At 58.6% G+C, this 22,001-nt stretch carries 20 protein-coding genes and 1 pseudogene; 20 read left to right on the top strand and 1 reads right to left on the bottom strand.

What is annotated here, in order from left to right; translation table 11 throughout:
- Positions 1 to 45: 45 nt before the first annotated feature.
- The 5 genes from aroC to nusB all read left to right on the top strand — a co-directional run bounded on the left by aroC (position 46) and on the right by nusB (position 4,624).
- Complete coding sequence (aroC, locus tag RQ935_RS01200; protein WP_399531808.1) at positions 46 to 1,290, top strand: chorismate synthase; 1,245 nt, start codon at positions 46 to 48, stop codon at positions 1,288 to 1,290.
- Entirely contained in the window at positions 1,290 to 2,900 is a 1,611-nt protein-coding gene (gene aroB, locus RQ935_RS01195; RefSeq protein ID WP_311496846.1) for a 3-dehydroquinate synthase, read from the top strand. Before aroC ends, aroB begins: the two co-directional genes overlap by 1 nt.
- On the top strand, positions 2,897 to 3,343 hold the full coding sequence (locus RQ935_RS01190; protein WP_311496845.1) for a hypothetical protein: 447 nt from the start codon (positions 2,897 to 2,899) through the stop codon (positions 3,341 to 3,343). Before aroB ends, RQ935_RS01190 begins: the two co-directional genes overlap by 4 nt.
- Before the next feature lie 70 nt (positions 3,344 to 3,413).
- A complete protein-coding gene (efp, locus tag RQ935_RS01185; protein WP_311496844.1) occupies positions 3,414 to 3,977 on the top strand; it encodes an elongation factor P in 564 nt (187 codons plus the stop codon).
- A gap of 71 nt (positions 3,978 to 4,048) precedes the next feature.
- Complete coding sequence (gene nusB / locus RQ935_RS01180) at positions 4,049 to 4,624, top strand: transcription antitermination factor NusB (RefSeq protein WP_311496843.1); 576 nt, start codon at positions 4,049 to 4,051, stop codon at positions 4,622 to 4,624.
- A gap of 9 nt (positions 4,625 to 4,633) precedes the next feature.
- Here nusB and RQ935_RS01175 read toward each other — a convergent pair whose 3' ends face one another.
- The gene (locus tag RQ935_RS01175; protein WP_299294046.1) at positions 4,634 to 4,852 is read right to left on the bottom strand and encodes a hypothetical protein; all 219 of its coding nucleotides are present in this window, start codon (positions 4,850 to 4,852) and stop codon (positions 4,634 to 4,636) included.
- A gap of 182 nt (positions 4,853 to 5,034) precedes the next feature.
- On the opposite strand from RQ935_RS01175, the gene pyrR reads away from it, so the two are divergent.
- The 15 genes and pseudogenes from pyrR to RQ935_RS01100 all read left to right on the top strand — a co-directional run bounded on the left by pyrR (position 5,035) and on the right by RQ935_RS01100 (position 21,976).
- On the top strand, positions 5,035 to 5,604 hold the full coding sequence (pyrR, locus tag RQ935_RS01170) for a bifunctional pyr operon transcriptional regulator/uracil phosphoribosyltransferase PyrR (protein ID WP_374042909.1): 570 nt from the start codon (positions 5,035 to 5,037) through the stop codon (positions 5,602 to 5,604).
- Positions 5,605 to 5,609: 5 nt separating this feature from the next.
- Positions 5,610 to 6,578 carry an aspartate carbamoyltransferase catalytic subunit gene (locus RQ935_RS01165; protein WP_299294050.1) on the top strand — a complete coding sequence of 323 codons (969 nt, stop codon included), beginning with the start codon at positions 5,610 to 5,612 and terminating at the stop codon, positions 6,576 to 6,578.
- Positions 6,575 to 7,885 carry a dihydroorotase gene (locus RQ935_RS01160; RefSeq protein ID WP_311496842.1) on the top strand — a complete coding sequence of 437 codons (1,311 nt, stop codon included), beginning with the start codon at positions 6,575 to 6,577 and terminating at the stop codon, positions 7,883 to 7,885. The genes RQ935_RS01165 and RQ935_RS01160 overlap by 4 nt, the downstream gene beginning before the upstream one ends.
- Before the next feature lie 70 nt (positions 7,886 to 7,955).
- Positions 7,956 to 9,161 carry a glutamine-hydrolyzing carbamoyl-phosphate synthase small subunit gene (carA, locus tag RQ935_RS01155; protein ID WP_311496967.1) on the top strand — a complete coding sequence of 402 codons (1,206 nt, stop codon included), beginning with the start codon at positions 7,956 to 7,958 and terminating at the stop codon, positions 9,159 to 9,161.
- Positions 9,161 to 12,490: a carbamoyl-phosphate synthase large subunit gene (carB, locus tag RQ935_RS01150; RefSeq protein WP_311496841.1), complete on the top strand. Its 3,330-nt coding sequence runs from the start codon at positions 9,161 to 9,163 to the stop codon at positions 12,488 to 12,490. The genes carA and carB overlap by 1 nt, the downstream gene beginning before the upstream one ends.
- 71 nt (positions 12,491 to 12,561) lie before the next feature.
- Entirely contained in the window at positions 12,562 to 13,452 is an 891-nt protein-coding gene (gene pyrF / locus RQ935_RS01145; protein ID WP_311496840.1) for an orotidine-5'-phosphate decarboxylase, read from the top strand.
- A gap of 85 nt (positions 13,453 to 13,537) precedes the next feature.
- Complete coding sequence (mihF, locus tag RQ935_RS01140) at positions 13,538 to 13,849, top strand: integration host factor, actinobacterial type (protein WP_297721410.1); 312 nt, start codon at positions 13,538 to 13,540, stop codon at positions 13,847 to 13,849.
- Positions 13,849 to 14,421, top strand: coding sequence for a guanylate kinase (gmk, locus tag RQ935_RS01135; RefSeq protein WP_311496839.1), 573 nt, complete (start codon positions 13,849 to 13,851; stop codon positions 14,419 to 14,421). The genes mihF and gmk overlap by 1 nt, the downstream gene beginning before the upstream one ends.
- A 47-nt stretch (positions 14,422 to 14,468) precedes the next feature.
- Positions 14,469 to 14,732 (top strand): annotated as a pseudogene (gene rpoZ / locus RQ935_RS01130) (DNA-directed RNA polymerase subunit omega); the annotation flags it as partial.
- Between the two features lie 91 nt (positions 14,733 to 14,823).
- Complete coding sequence (locus RQ935_RS01125) at positions 14,824 to 15,411, top strand: flavoprotein (RefSeq protein WP_311496837.1); 588 nt, start codon at positions 14,824 to 14,826, stop codon at positions 15,409 to 15,411.
- Between the two features lie 17 nt (positions 15,412 to 15,428).
- On the top strand, positions 15,429 to 16,088 hold the full coding sequence (locus tag RQ935_RS01120) for a phosphopantothenoylcysteine decarboxylase (protein WP_311496836.1): 660 nt from the start codon (positions 15,429 to 15,431) through the stop codon (positions 16,086 to 16,088).
- Between the two features lie 9 nt (positions 16,089 to 16,097).
- Positions 16,098 to 17,291: a methionine adenosyltransferase gene (gene metK / locus RQ935_RS01115; protein WP_311496835.1), complete on the top strand. Its 1,194-nt coding sequence runs from the start codon at positions 16,098 to 16,100 to the stop codon at positions 17,289 to 17,291.
- A gap of 92 nt (positions 17,292 to 17,383) precedes the next feature.
- Positions 17,384 to 19,435, top strand: coding sequence for a primosomal protein DnaI (locus RQ935_RS01110; protein ID WP_311496834.1), 2,052 nt, complete (start codon positions 17,384 to 17,386; stop codon positions 19,433 to 19,435).
- Positions 19,436 to 19,487: 52 nt separating this feature from the next.
- Complete coding sequence (fmt, locus tag RQ935_RS01105) at positions 19,488 to 20,453, top strand: methionyl-tRNA formyltransferase (RefSeq protein ID WP_311496833.1); 966 nt, start codon at positions 19,488 to 19,490, stop codon at positions 20,451 to 20,453.
- Positions 20,450 to 21,976, top strand: a complete 1,527-nt coding sequence (locus tag RQ935_RS01100; RefSeq protein WP_311496832.1) for a transcription antitermination factor NusB — start codon at positions 20,450 to 20,452, stop codon at positions 21,974 to 21,976. Before fmt ends, RQ935_RS01100 begins: the two co-directional genes overlap by 4 nt.
- Positions 21,977 to 22,001: the final 25 nt, after the last annotated feature.

Genomic DNA, 22,001 nt, shown 5'->3' with positions numbered 1-22,001 from the left:
GCTGCCCAGTTCGGGATGTGTGGTGAAATGTGGCAAGATGAACTCATGTTGGAATGTGTCACTGCCGGGGAATCACACGGTGCTGCCCTGATTGCCGTACTCAGCGGCCTGCCGGCAGGGATCGAAATCACCACCGATACCCTGACCCAAACCCTGGCCCAGCGGCGAAAAGGCTACGGCCGGGGAACACGTCAAAACTTCGAGCAAGACGCAGTAACCATCCTTTCGGGGCTGCGCCACGGCAAAACGCTGGGTTCCCCGATCGCTGTTGAGATTAAAAACACAGAATGGCCTAAGTGGCAGACGGTCATGAGTCCCGACCCGGTACCTCGTCAGGCGCTGCTGCGAGACGCGGGTCGTGGCGACGAGCGCGAAGTGGCGCGAAACCTGCAGCTTACTAAACCGCGGCCGGGACACGCCGACTTTGCCGGCATGATGAAGTACGGATTCACTGACGCCCGGAACGTGTTGGAACGTTCCTCCGCTCGAGAAACGGCCGCTCGAGTGGCGCTGGGGGCTTTCGCACAAGCGTTGTTGGATCAGGTCGCGGGGATTCGTTTAGTGTCTCATGTGACTTCCGTCGGTTCAGTTTCGGTTCCCCTGGACGCGCCGATGCCGCAGCCGGAAGATGCGGATTATCTTGACAATGACCCGGTACGTTGCCTGGATACGCATACGGCGCAACTTATGGTGCAGGCTATTGACCACGCGCAACACACGGGCGACACCTTAGGGGGAGTAGTCCAGGTCATCGCCTACGGGGTGCCTATCGGTTTAGGGTCTCACGTGAGCCGAGCTCGCCGACTAGACGCGCGTCTGGCCGCCGCCCTAGTCTCTATTCAAGCCGTAAAAGGGGTGGAAATCGGCGCGGCTTTCCTGCAAGCCTCCCTGCCGGGCAGTCAAGCCCACGACCCCCTGTACCGCGGTGACCAGCCAGCCGACGCGAACACGGGCTTGGGAATGGTAACGCGACCGACTAACCTGGCGGGCGGCATCGAAGGCGGGATGTCTAACGGCAATCCGATTGTGGTTTCCGCCGCTGTGAAACCTATCTCTACCGTGCCCCACGCCCTGCCGACCCTGGATTTGGCTGATGGTAGCGTGGCGACCGGGCTGCACCAGCGTTCGGATACGACCGCAGTAGTGCCGGCTGCCGTCATTGCCCAAGCCGAGGTCGCGCTGGTGTTGGCCGACGCTCTACTGGAAAAAACAGGCGGGGACTCGGTGGCGGAATGTTCACGAAACTTACGCGCCTACCTGGATGAAGTCACGCAAAGGACGACTTTCTGATGACGCGCAAAATCGTTCTGATGGGATTGCCCACTTCGGGCAAATCGAAAACTGCCGGGATTCTGGCTCAAATTTTGCACACCACCTGGATTGATACCGATCTGGAAATTCAGCAGCGTTTCGGTCAATCCATCCCCTGGATCTTTAAAGAACTCGGAGAACAGGGCTTTCGCGCCCTCGAATACACGGTGGTTCGCGACGCGCTGCGGGGCTCAGCCCGGATTGTTTCCCTGGGAGGCGGCGCCCCGACCTACGCCCCGACCCGCGAACTGCTGAGCGAACACACCGTTTACTACCTGAAAGCGGACCCGGACTTCCTGGTGAACCTCCAGATTCAACGTTCCGAGCGTTCCGTTCAAAAGAAAGACGCCCAAGTTCGTCCCCTGTTGGCGGGAGACCTGCGAGAACGGATGCATGAGCTGTATCGGCAGCGGAAAGACATCTATGAAAACACCGCCACGGTCATTATCGATGCGCAGAGTAAACGCAGTGAATTGGCTGAGGAAATCATTGCTTATGAAGAACGCCAGGGTGACTGTATTTGGGTGTCCACCCCCGGCCATCCCTATGCCGTCAGCTTCGGGCAGGACCTAAACGCACAGGTCGCGGCCTTGATGAAGGCGCACACAAACAAAGTTTTGGTGCTTAGCGCACCCGCGGTGGCATCAGCGGCGAACAGTTTGGCGCAGCACTTGGATTCATTGGGTAAACAAACCACGGTGAAAGTGCTGCCTGACGGAGAAGCCGCGAAGCAGCTCCCGGTGCTTTCCGAAGTGTGGGAGGCGGCCGCTAGCGCGGGTCTGGAACGCCGCGATGCGATTGTGGCTCTCGGCGGGGGAGCCACCACTGACCTGGGAGGTTTTGCAGCGGCGACCTGGCTGCGTGGCATTAATCTCATCACGGTGCCGACGACTTTGCTGGCGATGGTTGACGCTGCTATCGGAGGCAAGACCGGCATTGACTGGAGCACCGGGAAAAACTTGGTCGGGGCGTTTTATCCTCCTATCGGGGTGGCGGTGGATTTCACGACTTTGCGAACCCTTTCGCCAGACCACCTGCGAGAGGGGCTGGCAGAGGCTCTGAAGTGCGGGTTTATCCGTGACCAACAGATTTTGGACATTGCTCGGGACAACGCATCGGCACTGCTGGACCCGGATTCCTCCTCGCTTCGAGACATTATTCGCCGGACCGTCACGGTGAAATCCGACGTGGTTTCCGCCGATTTGTATGAGTCGGGCCAGCGGGAATACTTGAACTACGGGCATACTTTGGCACACGCCATAGAACGGGTAGAGAACTACCGTTTCCCACACGGTTTAGCGGTTTCTATCGGGATGGTGTTTGCGGCGAACCTCGCCGCGGTGCTGGGGCGAGGGCCAAAAAATCTGGCTGCGCGCCTGCGTGACCAACTGGAAGCAGTTGGCCTGCCCACCACCTATAGTGACCACGTTTTTGCGGAACTGTTACCCATCATGTTCAGCGATAAAAAAGTTCGCGGCGGGCAGCTGCGGTTTGTCCTGCTGGAAGATTGGGGCAAACCCGTGGTTGTTCCCGTCGCCGATGTCGAAGCTCTGGCCAAAGCCGCCCAAATGACGGGGATTCCCCAGTGAAACCGCACTGTTCGTTGGCTTTAGTGTCCCTTCCAGGAGCCCGTCTGAGCCAGTTGGCGCAGACGATTTCACCGGACCTTGGCCTGCCCGTGGCTCCCGGGTCAGGCCTCGATGCTTGGTCGCCGCGCTGCGCTCCCGCCATTTTTGTGTTGCCCTCTGACGTGCTCGAGACCGGTTCATCCGCACCTGTAGAGGACTTTCGACAGGCCGGAAATCCGGTAATTTTCCTTGATTTGCCCTGGGAACAGTCGTGGCAGGCCGTGAACCCGGAAAAACTCAGCGACCCTAACGGCCTGCCTTGGCGCGCCGCCTATCGCCGCTTGGCCAAAGACCGCCGGGAGGAACTAATGGCACACAGTGATTACACGGTGCCAACCGAGGGAACCTTGACAGAACTGGCGCAACGACTGCTGAAAGTTATCGCTGAAAACGGCTGCAGTTAGCCAACGGCCCGCTTTTTCGGTAGACTGTTTGAGCTGATTTGCTAACTGTTAAGACTGTGAAGGATGAAACGTGGCAACGACTAATGATTTGAAAAACGGCTTGGTGATGAAGATTGACAACCAGTTGTGGCAGGTTGTCGAATTCCAACATGTGAAGCCCGGTAAGGGACCGGCCTTCGTGCGCACCAAGATAAAAAACATCCTTTCGGGCAAAATCGTTGACCGGACGTTTAACGCAGGACTAAAGATTGAAACCGCCACCGTGGATCGCCGCGACATGACCTACTCTTACAACGACGGCACCGACTACGTGTTCATGGACGAAAAGACCTTTGAAATGGTCAGTGTGACTCCCGAAGTCGTCGGGGACGCCGCGCACTTCCTGTTGGAAAACCAGAAATGCATCCTGGCTTTCAACGAGGGCAATGTTTTGTTTATTGAGCTGCCGGCCTCGGTTGTGTTAGAGATTTCGCACACCGAACCAGGCTTGCAGGGCGACCGCTCCAATGCGGGCACCAAGCCGGCCACCCTCGAGACGGGCTGGGACATTCAGGTGCCGCTGTTCTTAAATATTGGCGACAAGGTGAAGGTCGATACCCGCACCGGCGAATACATCTCGCGGGTTACCGATTAATACTGCAGTGGACGCGAGTCGGGGCGCAGGCTTCCGGCTCGCGTTACGCATTTTTGCGAGGGGACGAGACAGTGGGACATAAATTGCCGCGGCGCACGAGGGAGCGGGTTCGAGCCGTTGATGTGCTTTATGAGGCGCACGTTCGGGGCTGGGACACTCCCGAGGGCATATTTTCTCTGGCGCAGCTACGTCAGGACGAGACTACCGCGCAGACCCCGCTCCCGGTCTACGCCGTCGAAATTCTGGAGGGGGTGGCCGAGCATTTAGAGCGGATTGATGCGGCTTTGGCGACGTATTCAAAAGCGTGGCCGCTGCAGCGAATGCCCGAGGTGGACCTAGCTATTATGCGGGTCGCGGCTTGGGAAATTTTGTTCAATCCCGACGTGGAGGGAGCCGTAGCTATCACCGCCGCTATGCAAATCGCGGAGGAACGTTCCACTGACGAGTCGCCAAAATTTATCAACGGTCTGTTGGGAGCTATCAACGATATGAAAGATGCGTTGAGCAAAACCGAGTCCGACCAAACTTTGAGCGGCGAGGCGATTGCGAAACTGGAGTCTTCGGTACCGCAGAGCTTTGATACCGCGGCAAAAACGGCCGCAGCGGGCGGCGTTTTGGAACAGATCGACTTAGACACCCTGGAATAAAGTCTGCGGTTAATCTCGATTCATCATTTCGCGCAGGATATCCGCGGATTTTTCCGAATTGTCCAGAGTTTCGTTGATGGTTTGGGCTTTCTGTTGTGCCTTGGCCCACTTTTGGAAACGAGCAGCGGCCTCTGGCGAGTTGTCGGGTTGCGTGACCTCTTGGCTCAGCCCCGGCGTGTCCTCGTTGCCGAATAGAAGCTGCATTAACAGCTCGCGTTTTTCGTCCATGTCTCTATTATCGGCGATTTTGCCAGGAGTTTAGCCCGAAAACGCTCGATGTTGAAAATTTCGCGTCTTTCTGAATTTTCCCCGAGAGTTCCAGCATTCCCGACCCGATTTGCGCCGGCGCGGGCAGGGGATTCGGAGGTAAAGGAAAAAACGTGTACTATGGAGTCGCTATAAAACCTTTAATTTTGCCCCGTGAGGCAGAAAGGAAAAATATGGAAAAAACAGTGTTGGGCAGTGCTGACATTGCCCGTTCGCTGAAACGACTGGCCTTCGAGATTATGGAGAAAAACCAGGGTCTTGAAGATGTCGTTCTGTTAGGAATCCCCACCCGTGGCGTTGAGCTAGCCAATCGGTTGGGGAATTTTTTAAAGGAAAATAATCCCGATACAGACGTCCCGGTTGGCACCCTGGACATCACCCTGTACCGCGATGATCTTTCCCGTCAACCGATACGCGTACCGAAACCCACCGTGATGCCCAAAACCGGCATCGACGGTAAAACGGTCATCCTCGTCGACGACGTGCTCTATTCCGGACGCACCATCCGGGCTGCGCTCGACGCGTTGAACGATCACGGCCGCCCTGCCCAAGTGCAGTTAGCCGTGCTCGTGGACCGCGGTCACCGCGAACTTCCGATTCGCGCTGACTACATTGGAAAGAACCTGCCCACTTCACGGGCGGAACAGGTACTCGTAAAACTTCAAGACAGTGACGGCGAAGACGCCGTGATTATTGCAGACGGGAAGGAATAAAAATCATGCGACATTTGCTCTCTGCGGCTGATCTCAGCCACGAAGATGTCCTGAAAATTTTGGATACTGCCGAAGCCATGGCGATGACCCAGGCTCAAAAGGTGAAAAAACTGCCGACCTTGCGCGGCAAAACTGTGGTCAACCTCTTTTTTGAGAACTCCACCCGGACGCGGATTTCTTTTGAAACCGCGGCCAAGCGCCTCAGCGCGGACGTCATCAACTTTTCTGCGAAAGGTTCCTCGGTTGCGAAAGGCGAATCCCTGAAAGATACGGCCTTGACCCTGCAGGCCATGCGGGTTGATGGCATCGTTATCCGCCATTCCTCCTCCGGGGCGGCCTACCGTTTGGCTAACGCCGGTTGGTCTGACGTACCCGTCCTCAACGCTGGTGACGGCGAACATCAACACCCCACCCAGGCTCTGCTCGACGCGATGACACTGCGCCGGCACTACCTTGGTTTGAGCGGCGGCGACCTCGCAGGTAAAGACCTAAATGGCGCCCACGTGGTTATTGTGGGCGATATCCTGCACTCTCGTGTTGCTCGCTCCAACGTGGACTTGATGTCGACCTTGGGCGCCCACGTGACCCTGGTCGGTCCGCCGACCCTAATGCCGGTTGGGGTAGAAAACTGGAAGTGTGACGTGTCCTACGACTTGGATGTGGCCTTGGCTACCAATCCTGATGCGGTGATGATGCTGCGGGTGCAGCGCGAGCGCATGAGTTCTGCCGGCGGGGGCTACTTCCCGTCTGTGGTCGAATATCACCGGGCCTACGGTTTGAACAACACCCGTTTCACTAACCTGCCCGAACGCACGGTTATCATGCACCCCGGTCCGATGAACCGAGGTATGGAAATCTGCGCCCAAGCCGCAGATTCCGCAAAGTCTGTCATTGTTGAACAAGTTGGAAACGGCGTGAGTGTCCGGATGGCTGCCCTCTACCTTTTGCTCGCGCCGGAAGGAGGCCTGCTGTGAAGGAATATTTGATTAAGAACGTAACCCTGCCGAACGGTCAGGGGGCTGACATTGCTGTCAAGGACGGCATTTTCGCGGGTGTAGGTGCCGACGCGGCGGACGCTGTTTCTGCCGGTGCCACGACCATAGATGGCAACGGCTTGGTGGCTTTGCCCGGCCTGGTCGATATGCACACTCACCTGCGCGAACCCGGCGGTGAGGATGCGGAAACGGTCGCTTCCGGCACGCTCTCGGCGGCCTACGGCGGCTACACCTGCGTCCACGCGATGGCAAACACCACTCCTGTCCAAGACAACGCCGGTATCGTCGAGCAGGTCGTGCACTTGGGGAATCTGGCGGGCTGGGTGCAGGTGTGCCCAGTCGGTGCCGTTTCCGCCGGTCTGCAAGGTGAACACCTGGCGGACTTAGGGTCCATGAACCGTTCGGACGCACACGTTTCGGTGTTCTCTGACGATGGAAAATGCGTCTCTGACCCGGTGTTGATGCGCCGCGCTCTGGAATATGTAAAGACCTTTGATGGTGTGGTAGCTCAGCACGCTCAAGACCCGCGTCTGACTGAAAATGCACAAATGAACGAGTCTCCGCTGTCAGCTGTAATGGGTATGCCCGGATGGCCGGCGGTCGCGGAAGAAGCCATTATCCTGCGCGATATTCAGTTGGCTTCTCACGTGGGTTCACGAGTCCACATCTGTCACGTGTCCACCGCGGGCTCGGTAGACATTGTGCGGTGGGCCAAGAGCCGCGGCATTGCCGTGACTGCCGAAGCCACCCCGCACCACATCTTACTGACCGAAGACATGGCCAAGACCTACGACCCGCGTTACAAGGTCAACCCGCCGCTGCGTACTGCTGCGGACACCGAAGCCGTGGTGGCCGGCCTGATGGACGGCACCATCGACTGTATCGGCACCGACCACGCGCCCCACCCTTTGGAGGAAAAGGACTGCGAGTGGCAGGCCGGGGCTTTCGGCATGATTGGTTTGGAAACCGCTCTGCCGGTGGTTCAGAAAGTCATGGTCGATTCCGGCAAGTTCACGTGGGAAGACGTGGCGCGAGTCATGTCCACCGCGCCGGCGCACATCGGGCGGGTCAAGGAACAGGGCCAGGGCATCGTCACCGGAAAACCGGCGAACCTGACCTTGTGGGATCCCTCCACGCGCCGCACTATTGACCTGGACACGCAGCATTCCCTGTCTACGAATACCCCCTACCTGGGCATGGAACTGCCCGGTCAGGCGCGGTACACCATGTGGAAGGGCGAGTTCACGATTAGGGACGCCACGGCTATCCCGGTCGATCAGCGCTGAGAACCTAACCATGACGGAAATGCTCAGTCAAAGCCATAATCCGCAAGGTATTGACCATCCCGCGCTCCCGATGGATCGGGCGGACGCGGTGCTGGTTCTGGAGGACGGTTTTGCCCTAGCGGGCAAGGCCTTCGGAGCCAGCGGGCGAACTTTGGGTGAAGTCGTGTTTTCCACTGGAATGACCGGCTATCAAGAATCTCTCACGGATCCTTCCTATCATCGGCAAATCTTGGTCATGACCGCGCCACACATCGGTAACACCGGCATGAACACGACCGACCCGGAATCTAACCAGATTTGGGTGGCGGGTTATGTCGTGCGCGATCCGGCCCGCCGAGCCTCGAACTGGCGTGCCGAAAGCGACCTGGAAGAGGAGCTGGTGCGTCACGGCATCGTGGGGATTAGCGATGTGGATACGCGGGCTTTGACTTTGCATATTCGTGAAGCCGGTGCCTTGCGGGGAGGCATTTTTTCGGGCGACGCCCTGCCAGTCGGCGCCGAAAATCTGGAACCCCATGCGGTAGCGGCTTTGCGTTCCATCATTCAAGACTCCCCGCGTATGGCGGGGGCGGCGCTCAGCGCCGAAGTCTCTACCAAAACCCCCTACGTGATTGCTCCCACCGGTGAATTCGCCGGTGGGAGCCCACGGGCGGTGTTAGCGGCATTGGACTTGGGGGTCAAGTCTCGCACCCCGGAAATTTTGGCTTCCCTGGGCGTGGAAGTTCACGTGTTTCCCGCGGACTCGACCCTGAAAGACCTGCAGTCCATCAACCCCGATGGGGTGTTTTTCTCAAACGGGCCCGGCGACCCTAGCGCGGCCACCCATGAAATCGAGTTGCTGCGCGAAGTGTTGGACGCGGGACTGCCGTACTTCGGAATCTGTTTCGGCAATCAGCTGTTGGGCCGCGCCCTGGGATACGGAACGTACAAGCTCGTTTACGGTCACCGGGGAGTGAACCAGCCCGTGCTTGACAGACGCACCGGCAAAGTCGAAATTACCGCCCACAACCACGGTTTTGCGGTAGATATGCCGCTGGGAGAAGCCTCGGTAACGCCCTTCTGCAACGGAAAGTACGGCCGGGCGGAAGTTACCCACATCGGACTGAACGACAATGTCGTGGAAGGTCTGAGATGTTTGGACATTCCGGCCTTTTCCGTGCAGTATCACCCCGAAGCTGCCGCCGGCCCCCACGACGCGTCGCACCTGTTCAACGACTTTTTACAGATGATGTTGCAACATCGCTGTGAAAAACCAACCGGGAAGGCGGAGGCCTGATGCCGCTGCGTCAAGATTTACATTCTGTTATGGTCATCGGCTCCGGGCCGATTGTCATCGGTCAAGCGGCCGAGTTCGACTATTCGGGAACTCAAGCCTGTCGAGTGCTTCGTAACGAAGGTTTGAAAGTCATCCTGGTCAACTCCAACCCCGCCACGATTATGACCGACCCGGAGGTCGCCGACTGCACCTACATCGAACCGATTACCACCGAATTTTTGGAATCGATTATCGCCAAGGAACGCCCCGATGCGTTGCTGCCCACTCTGGGCGGGCAAACGGCCTTGAACGCGGCGATTAACTTGAGCGAAGCCGGGATTTTAGACAAATACCAAGTCGAACTCATTGGCGCCAACGCCGCGGCCATCAACGCGGGCGAGGACCGGGAAGAATTTAAGAAAGTTGTGGAACGCTGCGGCGCGGAAGTGGCGCGGTCTTTCATTGCCCATTCCCTAGAGGAGGTCAACGCGGCGGTCGCGCAGCTCGGCTTTCCCGTCGTGGTGCGCCCGTCGTTTACCATGGGGGGCCTGGGCTCCGGGATTGCCTATAATCAACAGGATTTGGAGCGGATTGCCTTGGCTGGCCTGTCCGACTCGCTGACGAACGAAGTTCTGTTGGAAGAAGCCATCATTGGATGGAAAGAATACGAGCTCGAACTGATGCGGGACCGCGCCGATAACGTCGTGGTGGTGTGTTCTATCGAGAACCTGGACCCGGTTGGGGTGCATACGGGGGATTCCATCACGGTAGCGCCCGCCATGACTTTGACTGATAGGGAAATGCAACGTTTGCGCGACATCGGGATTGCCGTCATTCGCGAGGTCGGTGTGGACACGGGCGGGTGTAATATCCAGTTCGCCGTCCACCCCCAGACCGGTCGGATTATCGTCATTGAGATGAACCCGCGGGTGTCACGTTCTTCGGCCCTGGCGTCAAAAGCAACGGGGTTCCCGATTGCCAAAATCGCCGCTCGGCTGGCAGTGGGTTACACCTTGGACGAGATTCCCAACGACATCACGTTGTCCACCCCGGCGTCCTTCGAGCCCACCTTGGATTATGTGGTGGTGAAAGCGCCGCGGTTTGCTTTTGAAAAGTTCCCCGCGGCTGACCCGACACTGACCACCACCATGAAGTCGGTGGGCGAAGCGATGGCTATCGGCAGAAACTTTACCGAGGCTCTGCAAAAGGCGTTGCGTTCCTTGGACAAGCGCGGGTCCAGTTTTGACTTTGCCCAGCCCGCTCCAAGTCCGGAACAAACCGCGCAGCTGCTGGAACAAATGGCTACCCCCACGGAGCGACGCTTGACCCAAGTGGTGCAGGCAATGCGCGGGGGAGCGTCGGCTGCCGACATTTATGCCGCAACCAAAATAGATCCGTGGTTTATCGACCAGCTGTTTATCCTCTGTGAGGTGGCCAAGCGCCTGCGGGAAGCTCCCGCTTTGCAGCCCCAGCTGCTGCGCGAAGCGAAACGTCACGGATTCTCAGACCTGCAGATTGCCCAGATTAGGGGCATCTCAGAGGACACCGTGCGGGAAGTCCGGGACGCTTTTGGCCTGCACCCGGTGTACAAGAAAGTCGACACCTGCGCCGGCGAATTTGGTGCCAACACGCCTTATCATTATTCGTCTTACGACCTCAGCACCGAGGTACAGCCGCGCGAGAAGCCGGCGGTCATTATTTTGGGTTCCGGGCCGAACCGGATTGGCCAGGGTATCGAATTCGACTATTCTTGCGTGCACGCCGCCCTGACACTGAAAGATGATTACGACACGATTATGGTCAACTGCAACCCTGAGACCGTGTCGACTGACTATGACATCGCGTCCCGGCTGTACTTTGAACCCTTGACTTTTGAAGACGTCTATGAGGTGTACCGGGCGGAACTGGCTTGCGGTCCGGTAGCTGGGATGATTGTCCAGCTGGGGGGCCAAACCCCGCTGTCCCTAGCGCGGCGCCTCACCGATGCCGGAGTGCCGATTTTAGGCACCCAGGCGCGCGCGATTGACCTGGCCGAGGACCGGCAAGAGTTCGAACGCGTCTATACCGCTGCCGGGGTGGCTGCCCCCGCTCATGGCACCGCCACCACGAACGCCGGAGCGCGAGACATAGCTGGCGAAATTGGGTTCCCACTGCTGGCTCGCCCCTCCTACGTGCTGGGGGGACGCGGCATGGAAATCATTTTCAACGCCGACCATTTTGAGGATTACCTCAGTCGATTGGGGCCGGACTCGGCCGGAGTTGGCGCCGGACCGCTGCTCATTGACCATTTCATGGATGATGCCATCGAAATCGATGTGGACGCGCTCTATGACGGTCACGAGCTGTACCTGGCTGGCGTGATGGAGCATATCGAAGAGGCGGGCATTCACTCCGGCGACTCGGCTTGCGTGCTACCTCCCGCCACGCTCTCGGGCACGATAATTAACCAGATACGCTCCGCGACCGAGTCAATTGCCCAAGGCGTGGGCACTGTCGGGCTCATCAACATTCAGTTCGCGTTGGCGGCGGGAGTGCTCAACATTATCGAAGCAAACCCCAGGGCGTCGCGGACAGTTCCGTTCGTGGCGAAAGCGACCGGAGTTCCCCTGGCGAAGGCGGCCGCCAAAGTCATGACCGGCACCACCATCGCCCAGTTGCGTGAGTGCGGGATGCTGCCCGGTGTGGACTTTGCCCAGTGGAGTAACTATCCCGACATTGCCGTCAAGGAAGTCGTCCTTCCGTTCAAGCGTTTCCGTACCTTTAGCGGCACGATGGTCGATACGATTCTGGGACCGGAAATGCGTTCGACCGGCGAGGCAATGGGATTGGGTGTGAATCTGCCGATGGCCTATGCCAAGTCGGAGTTGGCAACGGTAGGGGCATTGCCCAAACCGGGCACGACTATTGTGGTGACGGTATCTGACCGGGACAAACGCCACATTATTTTGCCCTGTTCGCGGCTGCACCAGTTGGGCTACAAGCTGGTGGCTACCGAGGGGACGGCATCGGTCCTGGAGCGCAACGGGATTCCGGTTACCCGAGTGGAAAAGGATCGACAGCTCACCGACGGGTCAGCCGACACGGCCTTCAGCTCTTTCGTGAAATCCGAGGAAGTCGGCATGGTTGTCAACACTCCGGAACGCGGCAAGGGCACTCGCGAAGCGGGATACCGGATTCGTACCGCAGCTGCCACCGCCAACAAGGTCATCATCACAACCATGCGGACCCTGCAAGTTGCGGTGCAGGTGATGGACTTCTTAAGTCAGGGACAGAACTTTACGGTGCGGTCTTTGCAGGAACGTCAAATTGAGATGGAGAAGTCCGGTACCCGCACGCCCGGTAAGGCATAAAATGACTTTTCAGGAAGCTCGGGTTTTGTCGCTCCGAGCGGTTTCCTGATGTCACTTGAGAAAGGGAAGTCATGAGCGCTGCGCCAGAAGCTAATCCGGTTGAACCATTCGGGAAACGTTGCCAGGAAACCATAGCGAACCAGGGACCCTTGTGCGTGGGGATTGATCCTCACCCGGAGTTGCTGGAGGCTTGGGGGTTACCGCGCAGTGGGGCGGGAGTATGGGATTTTTCCATGCGAGTGCTGGACGCGCTGGGCGATTTGTGCGGATTCTTTAAACCGCAATCGGCTCTGTTTGAGGAATATGGCTCGTCCGGGATTTCCGCGCTCACCGCCACTCTGCGGGCGATTCACGATGTTGGGGCACTCAGCATTGTAGATGTGAAGCGTGGCGACATCGGTTCCACTATGAGCGCTTACGCGAGGGCGTACCTGTCAGAAGGGCCGCTGGAGGCTGACGCAATGACGCTGAGTCCGTTCTTGGGATTCGAATCCCTGCGTCCCGCACTGGACCTGGCGAAACAGAAAGGCAAGGGGACGTTCGTATTGGCTTTGACTTCCAACCCGGAGTCTGCCTCGATTCAATCAGCGATGATTATGGACGACGGTGAGACACCTGTGAAGTCCCTAGCCGCGGATATTATGCAACGTGCGGGTGCGGAAAATTGTGAGGCGGCACAAGCGGGGTACTGGGGTCACGTAGGGTTGGTCGTCGGAGCCACTGTGGGGGAGCGTATGCGCGGTTTGGAGTCGCTGCTGGATGCTGCGAATGCGCCCCTGCTGGTGCCCGGTTTTGGCGCTCAGGGTGGAAACGCTGAAAGTGTCGCCAAAGTCTTTGGGAAAGCCGCAGACCGGATTATTGTGTCGAGTTCTCGAGGGATTTTGCGCCGCGGCCCTGAGCCGGGCGCACTGCAAGCCGCCTTTGGAGAAAATTTAGAATCACTTAAATCCCTCATTTCGTGAAGCAATCCTGTATAGAATGCTCACTAGGGTTGGTCGTTGACCAATTCACGTCCATTAAGAAGACAGAAAAACAGGAGTATAGCAAATGGCACTTCCTCCACTTACCGCTGAACAGCGCGCGGAAGCCTTGAAGAAGGCTGCGGCGGCGCGTAAACATCGCGCTGAAATCAAAGCTGATTTAAAGAACCGCAAAAAGACGCTGTCACAGATCTTAAAGGCAGCCGAAAAGGATGAAGCCCTGGCAAAGATGAAAGTTCAATCCTTGCTAGAGTCGCTTCCTCGCGTCGGCTCTAAGACCGCCGCTTTGGCGATGGAAGAAATCGGGATTTCCCCGGCTCGCCGTATCCGTGGCCTCGGTCCTCACCAGACTGCCGAACTCATCAAGCGTTTCGGCTGATGGTAACTGCCGGCGCTACTGCCCGGCTGTTCATACTTAGCGGACCCACCGCTGTTGGAAAGGGAACAGTGGTGGGTTCTCTCTGTGCGAATTTTCCGGGAGAGTTTTACCTATCCGTTTCCGCCACCACTCGTGATCCCCGACCGGGGGAAGTAGACGGACAGTCCTATTTCTTCATGACGAAACCCCAGTTCGAACAGCTCATCGAAGCCGGGGGACTGCTGGAGTGGGCACAGGTTCACGGCAAAAACTACTACGGTACTCCTGCCGCTCCGGTCGATGAGGCTTTACGTCAGGGCAAACCGGTTTTGTTGGAAATTGACTTGGCGGGGGCGCGGCAGGTGAAGGCGAAGCGTCCGGACGCTCACACCATCTTCCTCAAACCTCCGTCTTGGGAGGAACTGGTGCACCGCCTCCAAGGCCGTGGCACGGAATCTTTGGAAGAGCAGCATCTGCGCCTGGAAACGGCGCGCACGGAGCTGGCTGCTGCCCAGGAATTCGACGAAATCGTGGTGAACGACGAAGTGCCTAACGCCACCGCGCAACTGGCTAAAATTATGGGTTTGCGCTAGGATAGCTGGGCTGAAGAAACCAAAAATCACTATTGAGGGGGATTTTTATGACCGGAACCGTCGCCCACCCCGAGGGCATCACCGACCCGCCTATTGATGACCTGTTGGAAAACGTTGATTCCAAGTACGCCCTGGTGGCTTTCGCGGCGGCTCGCGCACGCCAGATTAACACCTACAACCAGCAACTGGAAGCTGGTCTGTTGGACACTATCGGCCCGCTGGTTGATCACGGTCCGCGGGAAAAGCCGCTGTCTATCGCCATGCACGAGATTGCCCAAGGCATGTTGGATATGCAGTTGAAGGGCGATGAGCCTGAGGAAGAGACTCCTGAGGAAGAAACCCCGGCACCGGTGGATCCGCTGGCAGCCTTGGCGGCCTCCTTCCCCGAGGGTCTGGCGAAAGATGACAACGCCTGACTTGGACGCCCCCCACGGTTTAGAGAAAACCGTCATCTTGGGGGTAGGCGCCTCCGTGGCTTCGTTCAAAGCCATCGAAGTGCTGCGCAGTCTCGCTGCTGCCGGGGTCAATGTGTGGGTTTGCCCCACGGTCGATTCCCTCAATTTTGTGGGGAAAGCGACCTGGGAGTCCCTGAGCGGTCACCCGATTCATACCAATGTGTTCCAGACCCCGGACTTCATAACCCACGTCACCTTGGCCAGCCAAGCTGACCTGTTTCTGACGGTGGGTGCTTCCGCCGATTTGATGGCACGGTTCCGCATGGGTCTGGCTGACGAGTTCCTCACCCTGGTCGCTATCACGGTGGACTGCCCGCGTCTCATCGCTCCGTCTATGCACCCCACGATGTGGGAAAACGCGGCAACCCAGGACAACGCGGCGGTGCTGCGTGACCGAGGTTGGCGCTTTATCGGTCCTGAAACTGGCAAGCTGGCCGACAACACTTATGGTATCGGCCGCTTGAGCGAACCCGACGTCATCTGTGACGCGGTTTTGGCGCAGCTGGGCGTGAGCAACCCCGGTTCCATCAGTTAGTTTTCACAAGGCCGCCCATGAGTTTTCGTTCCGTAGTGGTGTCCGCCGGGGGAACCCGCGAGCCTTGGGACGAGGTGCGTTTTTTGGGGAATCGGTCAACCGGACGCCAAGGGTGCGAGGTGGCTCGGGCGGCTCTAGAGACCGGAGCCGACGTCACGTTAGTGGCCGCCAACGTAGAAGCGGCTCTCATTCCTGGCGGGGTGAAGGTCGTGGAGGCTCCAACCGCTGAGGACATGTTGCACCAGATGAACGCCGTCGCCGCGGGGGCGGACCTCGTGGTTATGTGCGCCGCTGTCGCGGACTTTCGCCCGATTCGCGTCTCGGGCAAGATAACCCGCCATGACGCAACTATCCCTACTCTGGAACTGGAACGCACCCCCGACGTCCTTATGAATCTCATTGAGCACCGCCGCGAAAACCAGACCATTGTGGGATTTGGGGCGCTGACCGGTAGCGAGGCACAGGTGCGGGAGCAAGGCCGCAAGAAAGCTCTGGCGAAGGGCGCGGACCTGTTGTGCGTGAATCGGGTCGGGGACGGCCACGGCTTCGCGACTGAGACAAACACCTTGATTTTCTTTGATTCCCAAGGCAACGAACGGGGGCAAGCCAGCGGCACAAAACTTGAGGTCGCCGAGGTCATGCTCCGACTAGCTGGAGAAATCTCGCAAAGTCACTAGAATTCGTTTATGAGTAAAAAAGTCACTTTCACATCTGAATCTGTCACTGAAGGACATCCCGATAAGGTTTGCGACCGGATTGCCGACTCAATCCTGGACGCTATTTTGGAACAAGATCCGGCGGCGCACGTTGCGGTAGAGACGTTCGTCACGACCGGACTGGTTCATGTTATGGGTGAAGTGACGACCGAGGCCTACGTAGAGATTCCCCACATTGTGCGACACGAGATTGCCCAGATTGGCTACACGTCCTCGGAGATTGGCTTTGATGGGCGCAGCTGCGGCGTAATGGTTTCCTTGGGACAGCAGTCCCCGGACATTGAAGCGGGCGTCAGCCATTCCCTGGAAGTGCGTCAAGGTCCCGAAGCCTACGACCCTCTGGATCAGCAAGGCGCCGGGGATCAAGGGATTATGTTCGGCTATGCCTGCGATGAAACTCCGGATTTGATGCCGATGCCGATTTGGCTGGCTCATAAACTTTCCCAACGCCTGGCTCAGGTGCGCAAAGAGGGGATTGTTTCCGGATTGCGTCCCGACGGGAAAACCCAGGTGTCTGTCGAGTACGAGGACGGGGTGCCGCGCGCCCTGTCCACCATCGTGGTTTCGACCCAGCATGCCCCGGATCGCACCCAGGCCGAACTGCGCGCTATGGTCGAAGCGGAGGTTATTCGCCCGGTACTCGATCAGTTGGATATCGAGCTGGACACAAAGGACACGGAAATTTTGGTGAACCCATCGGGTCAGTTCATTATCGGCGGGCCCGCTGCGGATTCCGGTTTGACCGGTCGCAAGATTATTGTGGACACCTACGGGGGCATGGCGCGTCACGGGGGAGGAGCGTTTTCCGGTAAGGACGCCTCAAAGGTCGACCGTTCTGCTTCTTACGCTCTGCGTTGGATTACTAAGAATATCGTGGCGGCAGGTTTGGCGAAGCGCTGCGAAATCCAAACCGCTTACGCGATTGGCCGAGCCAACCCGGTGTCCCTGTCGGTGGAAACCTTCGGGACGGGTGTCGTTGCTGACACGGAACTGGCCGCGGCAATTCGTGAGACTTTCGATTTGCGTCCCGCCGCCATCATTAGGGATTTGGACCTGACTCGTCCAATTTTCCGCTACACCAGCAACTATGGTCATTTTGGGCGCGACGGTTTCAGTTGGGAAGAAACCAATCGGGCGCAAGCTCTCAAAGAGTATTTCCAGTGAAACCCGCTGCGGGGCTGGTTTTGGCTCCGACTTTCGCGATGGATTGGCAACTGCCGGATTTTCGTCTCCGGGGTATGAGCTGTAATTAAGTCGTGCTTGCTGAACCGATATTGCCACTGGACGATTTCGCGCCTCCCGGACCGCGGGAGGTGCGGGTCGATGGTGTGGAAAAGCCCGTGGCGGAGGTACTGCTCAACACGTTCACGCCCGCCTTGTCCCGGCCTCTTGACTTCCTGATTCCCCCAAAGCTCGATGCCGCGGCAGCTCCGGGGGTGCTGGTGAAAGTGAAAGTTGGGACGAAACGCTACACCGGGGTCATCGTGGAGCGGAAAGACAGCACCGAGTGGCAAAAGCCGCTGCGGGAAATCGAACGCACCTTGGGCGACCTGCCCCTGTTAGACGCTTCCACCCTGGAACTGCTGGAAAACGTCTCTCTCTATTACGGGACGGGACCGTCCTCCCTGCTGCGCTACGCCCTGCCGGAGCGGCGCGTCAAGGTAGAACAGGCCTTTTCCACCGACCCTCCTCAGTGGGACACGACCGCGGTCACGGTGGCACCACCAGAGGAAACGACTTGGGCGCGCTACGCCGGGGGAATCGAGTTTTTCTCTGATTTGTGTCAGGGACACCACCCTCGCGCCGTCGTTAGCGCGCTACCGCTGGGTAACAATCCACATTTCCAACCCGCCTCACGTTTCCAGCCCATAGCCGAGTTAGTGGCGGCGACCTGGTCTAACGGGGAACAATCCCTGGTGGTGATGCCTACGGTAGAGCAAGCCGATGAAGCCTATTTGTATCTGCGGGACTACTTTGCCGACTCAAACCAAGTTGTGCTGTATACCTCGGAAATCCCTACCGCCGCATCCTATGAAACGTTCTTGCGTTCTCGTTTCGGCACCGCCGCGGTGGTGGTAGGCACTCGTGGAGCTGTGTTTTTGCCGTTGGCTCGTCCCGGTTTGTTTAACCTCTGGGATGACTTGGCGTGGTCGCTCAGCTCGGATATGTTCCCGAACTTTTCCGCTCGGCAAGTCCTGCTGATGCGTTCCCAGCTATGCGGCGCCGCTCTGGTGTTGGCGCACTATTCTGTCAACGCGGGGGATCTGCAGCTGGTGACCCGCCACTTTGCCCGCGGTCTGGCCCCGCATCGCGACGTTTTGCGCCAATGCACGGGACGATTTGAATTCCTCAGCGAGGATGCTCAGCTGGCGGAAGGCATGACAGGGGCGATGCTCCTGCCAAACGCCGCTCTGCGCCTGGTGAGACACGGTTTGAAATCCGGGCCAGTATTGCTGCTGGTGCCTCCCGACGGGTCTTTTTCGGTCGTGAGCTGTATAAACTGCGGTGCTAACGCGATGTGCGAAGTGTGCGGCGGACCGTTGACCTTTGAGGGTTCCCGCTTGGTTTGCACTCGCTGCGGCAATATCCCCGCCAACTATGCCTGCCCAAACTGTGCCAGTATAAAAATGCGCGGGCGTCACCTGCAGTCACGCACCGTGATTGATGACATTGGGCGAGCGTTTTCGGGAGTGCCGGTGTTGGTTTCCCGTCCTGGAAAAGGCCGGGTCGGTCTCATAGACGGAGCATCACGTCTGGTCATAGCCTATCCGGAGGGCGAACCGTTCGCCGTAGGCGGGTACGAAGCTGCGGTTATCCTACGGGCTCATATGTGGGCCAATCGGACCGCCCTGTGGACCTCCCAAGAAGTCATGCGGCAATTTATGGCAGCCGGAGCCTTGGTGAAACCCGAGGGGCGCATCTTGGTGACAAACCGGATTGACCCGCGCCTAGAACAAGCCCTAGTACGTTGGGATCCCTGGGGTTTCGCTGCCTTAGATCTGCGGGAACGCGAAGAGGGTCACTTTGCTCCCGCGTGGCGCACAGCTTTGTTGCAGGGGGAGTCCCTAGGCGAGGTGCTGGCATTTCTGCGCCAGGGATTTCCCGAAATCACGGTGTTTGGTCCGGTACCGGCACGGGAAAACCCCGCGCTCAGCACCGCGTTTGTGTCGGTGGAGCTGCGTGACAGTCAGGATTTTGGGCGGGCGTTGCGCGCGATAGAACTGCAGTGTGCTCGGCAACGAAAATCCGGCAGCGGCTCTCTGCGCATCGTGGTGGATCCCCCCGATCCCGCCGGTCAAATCGGATAGACCGCGCAGTCGCCTTTAAACCCGTTAGTCGAACTTAGATAGGATAGTTGGTATGCGTATTGTTTTCGCCGGTTCTCCCCAGGCGGCCCTCCCCGTATTGACATACCTCGAACAATCTGCACACGACTTGGTGGCGGTGCTGTCGCGCCCGGACGCACCCTCCGGCCGAGGCCGGAAACTGGCCCCGTCACCGGTTTCCACCTATGCGGCCCAGCACGACCTGATGCTCTATCAGCCCAAAACCCTTAAGAACAATACAGAAGCCGCTGCATTTTTGCGTGACCTCCAGCCAGATTTGGGTGTCATCGTCGCTTACGGAGCGATTTTGCCGGCTGATATTCTAGAAATTCCTCAGTTCGGGTGGATTAATATCCATTTTTCCCTGTTGCCTCGCTGGCGGGGCGCCGCCCCGGTGCAGCGTGCTCTCCAGGCGGGGGACACCCAAACCGGCGTTACGGTCTTTCAGCTGGAACCCGCATTAGATACCGGCCCCATTTACGCAACTTGCTCTTATACGGTGCCGGAGCAAGCGGCGGCGGGGGATGTGTTGCTCGAACTCGCCGAACTAAGCGTCAAACCGCTGGAGCAAGCCCTGTCCCTGATTGAACGGGGAGTTGCCCCCGAACCGCAAGCGGAAGCCGGCATCACTTACGCGCCGCCCCTGCACCCGGCGGAAGGCGAAATCGACTGGTCCGTTCCGGGAGACACGATTGCCAACCACATCAGAGGATTCACGCCGTCTCCCGGCGCCTGGACGATGTGGCAGGATTCCCGCATGAAACTGGGTGTCCTGGAGGCGAATCCGCCCGTGACGATGCCTATCCCGCCTCTGGAGCCCGGTCAGATATTTACCACTCGTCACGAGGTGTGGGTCGGAACCGGTTCGGCTCCCGTGTGTTTAGGCACCGTGGCTCCAGCCGGGAAAAAACCTATGCCGGCTGAGGCTTGGGCGCGCGGAGCTCACTTGGAAAGCGGCGCGAAGTTTGGCAGTTCGAGCCCGATGGGAGGCCAGGAGTGAACCATCCAAGGGGCGCTTCCGGGGGCCAGTCTCGCTCGACGCATCACAGTGCGAAAGCCGGGGGCGCGGCCCGAAATTTTCGTAACTCTCGCACCGGTTATGCCTATCGAAGCAAAGCCCGGCGCGACCCCGCTCGTGACGTCGCTTTTCAAGCCTTGCGCCGCGTAGACCAAGACCATGCTTACGCCAATTTGGTGCTGCCCGGCCTGATTGAACGGGCGCATTTGCATCGCCGCGACGCGGCTTTTGCCACCGAGCTGGTGTACGGAACATTGCGTTTACAAGGGCGCTACGACGCCATTATCGGGCTGCTCAGTGACCGGGACGTCGCGGCTTTGGATCCGGAGCTGCTGACGGTGCTGCGAATGGGGATTCATCAAATCCTCCAGATGCGGGTGGAAAACTACGCCGCGGTAGACACGATGGTAGACCTGGCACGAGACCGCTTATCGGCCGGTCCGGCCGGGATGGTAAACGCGGTGCTGCGCAAAGTCACGGAACATGACCTGTCCTATTGGCTCGATGCCATCACGCAGGGACTGACCGGGGAAAAAGCCCTGAGCCGAGCATTTTCCTATCCGGAATGGATTGTGTGGGCGCTGCGCGATGCCCTGGTCGCCAACGGCCGGGATGCCGCGGAGCTGCCGGGACTCCTTCACGCCCAAAACCGTCCCGCTTACGTGACGCTGTGCGCCCGGCCGGGTTTGATAACTGCTGATGAGCTGGCGACCGCGGCCGAAACTTATCTCGACGTCGATACTCGCTTGGGTGAACTCTCCGATTGTGCAGTGGTGCTGTCCGGAGGCGACCCGCGGCGGCTGCGTGCTATAGAGCGGGGCCTCGCCGGGGTAGAGGACGAAGGTTCGCAACTGGTCGCCAAAGTCCTGGCAGCCGCGCCCGTGGCGGGGGTGGAGCGGACCTGGGTTGATTTGTGTGCCGGACCTGGCGGGAAAACGGCGCTGCTGGCAGGGTTAGCTCGCTCGCGTGACGTCTCTGTCATCGCCAATGAGGTTTCGCCACACCGGGCTGAACTGGTGCGTGATTCCACGAAAGCATTTACGGACCAGCCAGTGCAGGTTTTACAGGGCGATGGCCGCGATTTTGGTGAACTTCATCCGGGTAGAGCCGACCGGGTGCTGGTGGACGCACCCTGTTCTGGCCTGGGTTCGCTGCGGCGCCGCCCCGAAGCCAGATGGAACAAATCCGCCGCCGACCTAAAGGACTTGACCGCCCTACAGCAAGAGCTGCTGCAATCCGCTTTGCAAACGGTGAAGCCGGGGGGAGTCGTGGGATACGCGACCTGCAGCCCGCATTTGGCTGAAACTCGCCAGGTGGTCGAAAACGCGGTGAAAAATCGTGCGGATTTGCGGGTGTTGGATGCTCCCGCGGTGGCCCGCGACATCATCGTCAACCCGGAACATGACCTCGGGTTGGGACCTTACCTGCAGCTGTGGCCTGACCGAGACGGTACCGACGCCATGTTTCTGGCGTTGATTCAAAAACTGCCTGATTCCCAGGAATAAAACCAGGTCAAAATTGTCCGCGACC

Origin of the sequence: uncultured Mobiluncus sp. (assembly GCF_963511525.1) — a bacterium.
Classification (GTDB): domain Bacteria; phylum Actinomycetota; class Actinomycetes; order Actinomycetales; family Actinomycetaceae; genus Mobiluncus.
This window is presented reverse-complemented; position numbering and strand designations above follow the sequence as displayed.

What these genes read in the sequence shown, in the direction of transcription:
- RQ935_RS01125 (WP_311496837.1), top strand. Translation starts at nt 14,824, where the DNA reads ATGACAACGCCTGACTTGGACGCCCCCCACGGTTTAGAGAAAACCGTC.
- RQ935_RS01165 (WP_299294050.1), top strand. Translation starts at nt 5,610, where the DNA reads ATGCGACATTTGCTCTCTGCGGCTGATCTCAGCCACGAAGATGTCCTG.
- carB (WP_311496841.1), top strand. Translation starts at nt 9,161, where the DNA reads ATGCCGCTGCGTCAAGATTTACATTCTGTTATGGTCATCGGCTCCGGG.
- pyrF (WP_311496840.1), top strand. Translation starts at nt 12,562, where the DNA reads ATGAGCGCTGCGCCAGAAGCTAATCCGGTTGAACCATTCGGGAAACGT.
- gmk (WP_311496839.1), top strand. Translation starts at nt 13,849, where the DNA reads ATGGTAACTGCCGGCGCTACTGCCCGGCTGTTCATACTTAGCGGACCC.
- aroB (WP_311496846.1), top strand. Translation starts at nt 1,290, where the DNA reads ATGACGCGCAAAATCGTTCTGATGGGATTGCCCACTTCGGGCAAATCG.
- carA (WP_311496967.1), top strand. Translation starts at nt 7,956, where the DNA reads ATGGATCGGGCGGACGCGGTGCTGGTTCTGGAGGACGGTTTTGCCCTA.
- metK (WP_311496835.1), top strand. Translation starts at nt 16,098, where the DNA reads ATGAGTAAAAAAGTCACTTTCACATCTGAATCTGTCACTGAAGGACAT.
- fmt (WP_311496833.1), top strand. Translation starts at nt 19,488, where the DNA reads ATGCGTATTGTTTTCGCCGGTTCTCCCCAGGCGGCCCTCCCCGTATTG.
- RQ935_RS01120 (WP_311496836.1), top strand. Translation starts at nt 15,429, where the DNA reads ATGAGTTTTCGTTCCGTAGTGGTGTCCGCCGGGGGAACCCGCGAGCCT.
- RQ935_RS01175 (WP_299294046.1), bottom strand. Translation starts at nt 4,852, where the DNA reads ATGGACGAAAAACGCGAGCTGTTAATGCAGCTTCTATTCGGCAACGAG.
- mihF (WP_297721410.1), top strand. Translation starts at nt 13,538, where the DNA reads ATGGCACTTCCTCCACTTACCGCTGAACAGCGCGCGGAAGCCTTGAAG.
- aroC (WP_399531808.1), top strand. Translation starts at nt 46, where the DNA reads ATGTTGGAATGTGTCACTGCCGGGGAATCACACGGTGCTGCCCTGATT.